The sequence below is a fragment of the Paenibacillus mellifer genome (assembly GCF_023195895.1).
GTDB lineage: Bacteria > Bacillota > Bacilli > Paenibacillales > Paenibacillaceae > Fontibacillus > Fontibacillus mellifer.
Genome location: NZ_JALPRK010000031.1, coordinates 42,145 through 50,269, shown reverse-complemented (window position 1 = coordinate 50,269; position 8,125 = coordinate 42,145). Strand labels below are relative to the sequence as shown.

8 protein-coding genes are annotated in these 8,125 nt (G+C 53.4%); all 8 read left to right on the top strand.

The window, feature by feature from the left end; genetic code table 11:
- Positions 1-121 precede the first annotated feature (121 nt).
- On the top strand, positions 122-826 hold the full coding sequence (locus M0651_RS22255) for a PspA/IM30 family protein (protein WP_248553879.1): 705 nt from the start codon (positions 122-124) through the stop codon (positions 824-826).
- Between the two features lie 31 nt (positions 827-857).
- On the top strand, positions 858-1,889 hold the full coding sequence (locus M0651_RS22250) for a TFIIB-type zinc ribbon-containing protein (protein WP_248553878.1): 1,032 nt from the start codon (positions 858-860) through the stop codon (positions 1,887-1,889).
- Positions 1,886-2,689 (top strand): TPM domain-containing protein, encoded by an 804-nt coding sequence (locus M0651_RS22245; RefSeq protein ID WP_372491032.1) that lies wholly within the window; start codon positions 1,886-1,888, stop codon positions 2,687-2,689. The genes M0651_RS22250 and M0651_RS22245 overlap by 4 nt, the downstream gene beginning before the upstream one ends.
- A gap of 20 nt (positions 2,690-2,709) precedes the next feature.
- Positions 2,710-3,744, top strand: coding sequence for an SPFH domain-containing protein (locus M0651_RS22240; RefSeq protein ID WP_248553877.1), 1,035 nt, complete (start codon positions 2,710-2,712; stop codon positions 3,742-3,744).
- 353 nt (positions 3,745-4,097) lie between these two features.
- On the top strand, positions 4,098-4,883 hold the full coding sequence (locus M0651_RS22235; RefSeq protein WP_248553876.1) for an ABC transporter ATP-binding protein: 786 nt from the start codon (positions 4,098-4,100) through the stop codon (positions 4,881-4,883).
- Positions 4,884-4,910: 27 nt separating this feature from the next.
- The gene (locus M0651_RS22230) at positions 4,911-5,765 is read left to right on the top strand and encodes an ABC transporter permease (RefSeq protein WP_248553875.1); all 855 of its coding nucleotides are present in this window, start codon (positions 4,911-4,913) and stop codon (positions 5,763-5,765) included.
- Between the two features lie 75 nt (positions 5,766-5,840).
- Positions 5,841-6,995, top strand: a complete 1,155-nt coding sequence (locus tag M0651_RS22225) for an ABC transporter substrate-binding protein (protein WP_248553874.1) — start codon at positions 5,841-5,843, stop codon at positions 6,993-6,995.
- Positions 6,996-7,035: 40 nt separating this feature from the next.
- Positions 7,036-8,112, top strand: a complete 1,077-nt coding sequence (locus M0651_RS22220; RefSeq protein WP_248553873.1) for an LLM class flavin-dependent oxidoreductase — start codon at positions 7,036-7,038, stop codon at positions 8,110-8,112.
- Positions 8,113-8,125 lie beyond the last annotated feature (13 nt).

Genomic DNA, 8,125 nt, shown 5'->3' with positions numbered 1-8,125 from the left:
CGCCCCTTTAGGGGCGTTTTTCTTTTTGCGATCCACCGCTTGTGATGATGGGGTGATGAAACCAACGGATTGGATTTGAGGTATTATTAAGTAAATGATGGATCTGAAGGAGGGACGAGAAGTGGGAATCTTAGCGAGGTTTCGGGACGTGATGCGGTCCAACCTCTCGGCATTATTGAAGAGTTCACCAGATCCGGCGGCGGCGGTGGATGCTTACATGCGCCAATTGAGACTGGATGCAGGGCAAGTGAAGGCGGAGGCGACGGCGGTGCAGGCGGAGGAAGACCGGGCGAAGCGCGCGCTGGATGAATGCGCCGAGGAGGTTCGGAAGCTGCAGCGGTATGCGGAGAAAGCGGTGGAATCGGGCGACGAGTCTTCCGCGCTGAAGTTTCTGGAGCGGAAGGCGAAGCAGGCGGAGCGGCTGAATGGACTGCAGACGGCCTACGAGCAGGCGGCGTATAATTCGTCCAAAGTGAAGCGGATGCAGGATAAGCTTGTCTCCGATCTGCAGGCGCTGGAGGCACGGCAAGCCGAACTGAAGAGCAAGCTCGTTGAGGCCGAAGCGCTGAGCCGGGCACAGGCATCCGGCGGATCGGAAGCGGCTCTTCGCGAGCTGGAAGCCAAGGCCGATCAAGCGCTGAACGAAGCGCTGGCTTTGGCCGAGCTGCGAGCCGGTTCGCAGGAAGACGATCTGGACGCCATTTTCGCAGAGCTGGAGAAGGGCTACAACGCCACCGTTGAGGAGAAGCTGGGTACACCTCCGGTTTCTAAACCTGAAGACGAACTCACGGCGCTGAAAGCGAAAATAAACAAGCAAAATTCCTGAACTCTGATTCGGATGGATGGAGGTGAACGATTTGCCGGTCATTGAATACAAATGTCCGAGCTGCGGCAGCGGCATGACGTTTGACAGTACGACGGGCATGCTGTCTTGCCCGAGCTGCGGCCGCAAAGACAATATCGAGCAAATTCCCGACCCGCTCAAGCAGCAGGTATTCGCGGAGGACGAGGTCCGGGAGTACCATTGCGAAAGCTGCGGCGCGGTCATCGTGACGGAGCCGGAGACCAGTGCGACGACCTGCAGCTTCTGCGGGTCCGCCGTGGTGCTGAGCGATCGTCTGACCGGGAAGCTGGCTCCGCAGCAGGTGATCCCTTTTGCGATCAGCAAGGAAGAGGCGGTGGCGGCCTTCAAGAAGTGGTGTCGGAAAGGGCTGCTCACGCCCCGCGGCTTCATGACCGCGGACCGCATCCAGAACATCACCGGGATGTACGTGCCGTTCTGGCTGTACGATTTGCTGAGTAATGTGGATGTCCGCGGACAAGGGACTCAGGTGAGAAGCTATCGGAGAGGCGATTACCAATACACAGAAACGGATTATTATGAGTTCTACCGGAAAATTCGGCTCCATTATGTACGGTTGCCGATCGATGCTTCGGCGAAGATGGACGATCAGCTGATGGATAAGCTGGAGCCTTTTCCTTACGAACAATTGAAGACGTTTAAGACGCCTTATCTCGCAGGATATATCGCCGAAAAGTACAACTATAACAGCGAGAAACTCACCCCGAGAGCCCGGGAGAAAACCATGCCTTATATCGAATCCTATATCTCTTCGACTGTTAATGAATATGCTACGGTAAGTTATGCCGAGAAACAGATCGATACGACCGTCAAGCAGGCCCATTATACGCTGCTGCCGGTGTGGATGGTTTATTACAACTACAAGGGGAAACAATACACGTTTGCTATGAACGGCCAGACGGGGAAAGTTGTTGGGAAACCACCGTTAAGCAAGGGGAAAATAACGGCCTGGTTCGCCGGCGTGTCGGCCCTATCTTTCCTGGGGCTCAAAATCGTGGCCTGGATGTTGGGAGGCGGCTTCATATGAACAAGCGCGGGGTAACCACGTATTTGTTGCTAACGCTGATCGCACTATGGATGCTGACTCCGTTGACGGCTTGGGCGGAACAAACACCTTCCGAGAAGAAGCTGATTTACGACGAAGCCGATATCCTGAATCCGGAATATATCGAGGACTTGAACGCATTAGCTAATGAATATGGGCCGAAGCGGGAGACGGACTTTATCGTTTTTACGACGGATAATCCCGAAGATGAGGACGTCGTCAAGTTGACGGAGGATTTCTACGACGAGCGGGCTCCGGGGTACGATAAAGCCCATGGCAATGCCGTGATTTTGACGTTGGAAATGCGTAATCGGGATTTATATTTGGCGGGTTTCTATAAAGGTGAGAAATACCTGGATGACAGCCGTTTGGACAAAATACGCAACAAGATCGCCCCGATGTTAACCGCAGGTGATTATCATGGCGCCTTCGCAGAGTACATACGGACTTCCTACCGGTATATGGGGTTCCGACCTGGGGTCAATCCGGATAATCTCCTGTTTGATACTACCATCCAGCTTGTGATCGCGCTGGTCATCGGGGCGCTGGTCGTCGTGGTGATGGCGTTCCGCAGCGGCGGCAGGGTCACGGTGAACAGCCGCACCTATGAGGACTCGGGGGACTCCGGCGTCATTAGTCGGCAAGACAAATATCTTCGAACGACCGTCACGAAAACGAAGATCGAGAGCAACAACAGCAGTGGAGGCGGTGGCAGCGGTGGAGGTGGCGGCGGCACGACCAGCGGCGGACACTCGCATAGCGGGAGCCGGGGATCATTTTAACGGAAGGGGCAGGGTAACCTATGAGTTTTTTTAAGAGCCAATTTGCCAATGTCGTGGAATGGGAAGAGTTCCGGGATGATATGATTTTCTGGAAATGGAGTAACCGGGAGATCAAAAAAGGGAGTAAGCTGATCATTCGCTCGGGGCAGGATGCCATCTTCATCAATAATGGGAAAATCGAGGGGATTTTCAAGGAGGAAGGCGAATATAACGTTGCTTCGGAGATCGTGCCGTTCCTGTCCACGCTGAAGAGGTTTAAGTTCGGCTTCAACAGCGGCATGCGGGTTGAGGTGTTGTTCGTAAACACGAAGGAGTTTACCGTCCGATGGGGCACGCAAAATCCCGTGTTGATTCCGACGCCCCAGCTCCCTGGCGGGATGCCGATTCGCGCGAACGGCACGTTTAATTTCAAGGTCAATGACTACGTGACGTTAATTGATAAGGTTGCGGGGGTCAAGCAAAGTTATTTGGTGGAGGACGTTAGACTTCGTATTACCTCCGTACTCGACCAATTGCTGATGAAGTGGATTAGCCGAGAAGGCAAAGACATGTTTAATCTGCAGGCCAACGCTGTGGATATCGCACGCGGCATTAAAGAAGATCTCGATATGCAGGTGATGGACGACGGTTTGGGGATTACGGGCTTCCAAGTGATGAGCTTCAGTTATCCGAAGGAAATCCAGGACATGATCACCAAGACCGCGTCGCATGAAATGATCGGCAATCTGTCGAAATACCAGCAAGTCAGCATGACCGACGGCCTCGCCTCGGGCAAGGTGCAAGGCGGCGGGGCCGCTTCAGACATGGCGGGCATGATGATGGGGATGAACCTGGCCAAGGAAATGATGAAGAATCTGAACCCGGAACCGGGCCAGGGGAAGGATCATTCGCATTCGCAACCGCAGTCACCGAGCTCGGGGACGAGTCAGCCGCCGCATCCTTCGGGGCCTTCGGCCGGCGAAACGGGCGCCAAGCGCCCTAACTTCTGCCCGAACTGCGGGGCGAAGAACGAAGGCGCGAACTTCTGCCCGAATTGCGGGCAGAAGTTGGCGTAAGAGCATTCTGTTCCATTCATTAAGTCATAAGGAAAACACCGTTCCCTACCACATCGGTAGAACGGTGTTTTTTGTTTAGAGTCAGGTGAACAGGGTTGATTAATTTGTTAATTAACATAACATAAATCCGAATTTGAAAGTGATTAATAGTTGAATAATGATAATAATGTCATTATATCTAACATTAAGACGAGAAAATTGACCATTATTTTAAAGAAATATCAAAAATAATTATTTCTCTGTAATATAAGTTGACACAAAGGTTGGACGGTGCTACTATTTTGAATAACAAATTAAATAGATAGTTAATTATTTTTAATCAACCAATTAAATGCATAGTGTGGTGATGAGGATTGACTTACATCAAGGTGAGCGAGGTCAGTAAATGGTTTAAGCGTCGAGGGCACATGACCGAAGCGCTTAGGGACATTCATCTGGAGTTGGCACAGGGCACGTTCGTCAGCCTGATCGGCCCAAGCGGATGCGGCAAGTCAACCCTGCTCCGCATCGTAGGCGGACTTGCCGACGTAGACCGGGGCGAGGTTACGATCGGGGGATTGAGCCCGCTCGAAGCGCAGAGCCGGAAGCAGTTCGGTTTCGTTCCTCAATCCCCGGCCTTGTTTCCTTGGCGGACCGTCCTAGAGAACATGAATCTTCCGTTTGAGGTGAACGTAAGGGGAAACTCCGCCGCTAAGCTGGTAGAAAGAGAGGACCCCGTGGAGCTGCTGAAATCCGTCGGGCTAGGGGATTTCGTGAACGCCTACGCGAAGGAATTGTCCGGGGGCATGCAACAAAGGGTAGGGATCGCCAGGGCGTTCGGCTCGGGAGCGCCTATTCTCCTCATGGATGAGCCTTTTTCCGCGTTGGATGAGATCACGCGGGAGAAAATTAGCTATCAATTGCTGGATATCTGGGAGTCGCATCAGAAAACGGTGTTGTTTGTGACGCACAGTTTGAGGGAAGCTGTTTTATTGTCCGACAAGGTGGTGGTGATGTCGGCCAGGCCGGGGCGCGTAGCGGCGGTCATTGATATTGGTTTGCCAAGGCCAAGGCGTGCCCAGATCGAGGACACCGATGAATTTCATCAGTATGTTGCCGAGATACGGGGTTACTTGCGGGATGAATGGAAATCGAGTTAATAGTTCAAGAAAGGAAGTGGTTCTGTCATGAGAAGTGCTGCTAGAGAAGGCGTAATCATGGTCGCTTCGAAGCCGGGGAAACGGAAAGAAGCATCCGTCCTAAACAGAGTAAAGTCCCGGGTGGTTTCCTCGCCGTATTTGCCGCCCCTTGCCGCGTTCCTTGCTTTGTTTCTGACTTGGGAACTGGCGGTTCGCCTGTTCAAGATCCAGCCGGTCACCTTGCCGGCCCCGTCATCGGTCTTCTATGAATTCGCAACTTCCATTGGATTTTATTTGCCTCACACTGGGGTGACGTTATTCGAAGCTTTGGCAGGATTCTTCCTGGGTACGGCGGTCGCGATTGTTGCCGGGATATTTATGGCCCATTCCCCATTGCTGGAGCGAACCCTGCTGCCGATCGCGGTTCTTGCCAACGTCACGCCAATTATAGCCATTGCTCCTTTGTTTATCCTCTGGTTCGGTTTCGATGCGCTGCCGAAAATACTCATCGCTGCGATTATCACGTTCTTCCCGATGTTGATTAATTCGATCACGGGTTTTCGCTCGATTGACGGAAATCACTTGGAATATATGCAATCTTTACATGCCAGCAAATGGGAAATATTCTTCAAGTTGCGTTTGCCGAATAGCTTGCCGTATCTGTTCTCGGCAGCGAGAACCTGCGTCAGCCTTAGCGTAATGGGGGCTGTAGTGGGGGAATGGAGCGGATCGACGGAAGGTCTCGGCAACGTCATCATGATGTCCAGCAACTATTTGCAGACCGAGCGGATGTTTTCGGCGATCTTTATGCTGGCGATCATGGGAATCCTGTTGACGAACATCGTGCGGTTTATCGAACGGAAGGTGTTGTTCTGGCACGCGATGGGCGGCGACCGAGACTAATTGAATGGGCCGGAACAGACACAGGCTGCCCGCATAGATGATGGATATTGGATAGGGAGATGGAGGAGCATGGAGATGGAGAAAAGCAAAAAAATGCCGTTGTTATTGGTGCTAATGATGTTGACTGTCATGATGTTGTCGGCCTGCGGTAGTTCAGGCAAGGCTCCAACTCCTGCGGCGAATGCCGCTGCGGAGCATGGAGCTGGGGAAGCGTCCAACTCGGATGAATCGGCAAACGGCTCTGCGGAGGACGGACCTGTCGATTGGGAAGCGAGAAAGAAGCTCAATGAAGCGGCCGGAGAAATTACGTACATCACAGGTTATTATTACGCGGCATCTCCGCCGGATATCGAGGTTGTGATGGCCCAGGAGCTGGGATATTTCAAGGAGCTAGGGCTAAACGTAAAGATCATGCCCGGGCTCGATTCGGAGGGCATGAAGTTCCTGGCGGCGGGTCAGGCGCAAATTGCCAGCGCGGGCACGCCGAGCCTCGTGATCCAATCCGTCTCGAACGGCGCGGACATCAAGGGGATCGCTACGTTCGGCTCCACGGGCACTAGCGCCATTATGGTCATGAGTGATTCCGGCCTGAAGGAGCCCAAGGACCTGGTTGGCAAAATGCTTGGCTACCACGGAGCCATGCCGGCGAACGTCGTCGCGATGTTCAAGAATTCGGGGGTGGACCCGACGGAAGTCAAAGGCGTTTCCGTAGGTTACGATCCAACGGTGTTGAGTTCGGGCCAAGTGGACGCATTAACGGTATACAAGTCCAACGAGCCTTATCTGATGCAGCAAATGGGTGTTGAGGTTTCGATTATCGACCCCGGCCAGTTCGGAGCGGAAACCTCCTTTGGCGTCTTGACTGTGAACAACAAGTTCGCCGAGGCGCATCCGACAGCGGTAGAGGATTTCCTGAGAGCCGTATCCCGGGCGCATAACTATGCGGTGTCTCATGGCGACGAAGCCTTGAAGGTGATGGCTTCCAAGTCCGATTCCGTATATGACCTGCCGACGGAGACGAACCGTTGGTCAGTCGAGAGCAACCTGGTAGGGCAATCCCGTATCCCGGGCCACGGCGTAGCTTGGATGGCGGAAGAGCAATGGTCGCGCGAAATCGAGATGCTTTCCACGGCCGGCGTCATCAAGAAGCGGCTTCCCGTTGAGCAGGTGATGAACAATGCCTATATCGATTCGATTTATGACGGCGAAATGTTGATTTGGCCGGAATAAGCCTACAGATTTCATAAGAAGAACAAGGAGTGAAGAACCAATGACGACGATCGATTATAACAAAGTGGATTTCGGGGTGTTTCTGCCGGTAACCAACGGAGGCTGGATCATCTCCGAAACCTCCCCGCGTTTGGACGGGGGTTATGCCATCAATAAGAAAGCGGCGGTCATCGCCGAGGATTTGGGTTTGGATTTCATCATGTCGATGGCGAAATGGAAAGGATACGGCGGTACGACGAACCATTGGGGTACATCCCTGGAGTCGATGACGATGATGGCCGGGCTGTCGGAAGCGACGACCCGGGTGAAAATCTATGCGACGGTGCATACGCTCCTGTTCAATCCGGCGGTAGCTGCCAAAATGTTTGCCACTTTGGATCAAATCAGCGGTGGACGGGTTGGCATGAACGTCGTTTCCGGTTCTTTCGCCGGGGAATTCCAGCAAATGGGCATGTGGCCGGAGGAGCTGAACCACGATCAGCGCTACGATTTGGCGAAGGAATGGATGCAGGTCGTGAAGCGGCTGTGGAGTGAGGAGAAGGTCACCCACCACGGACAATACTTCCACCTGGAAGAATGTGAGTCTTTGCCAAAGCCGCTGCAAAAGCCGAGACCGGAAATCATTTGTGCCGGCCAATCGGAGAAAGGCATGGGCTTTACGATTGACGAGGGGGATGCTTGCTTTATCGGCGGCCGGGATCTGGAAGAACTCGCCGCAGTAAGCAAACGCGCTAAGGAAATGGCAGCCGAACGCAACAAGACGATCAAAACCTACGCGATGTTTACCATTGTGCCCGGGGAAACGGATGAGCACGCGGAGGAGCGTATCAAATTGTACCAGGAGGGGGCGGATTTCGGCGCAATCAAAGGCATGCTCCGCAGCTATGGACTTGAGCCTGACGGCCGTGAGAATTCGATGGTGCACCGAGCCAAGAGCGCCTTCATGACGGAGACGATCGCGGGCAGCGTGGACACGATTCAGGGCAGAATCCAGGAAATCATCGAGACAACGAACATCGACGGAATGATGTTGACCTTCCCCGACTACGTGGAAGACCTGACGATCTTCGGCAAAGAGGTGCTGCCGAGACTGAGAGGAACCTTCGCTATCAAATAGGCAAGGCTTTAGG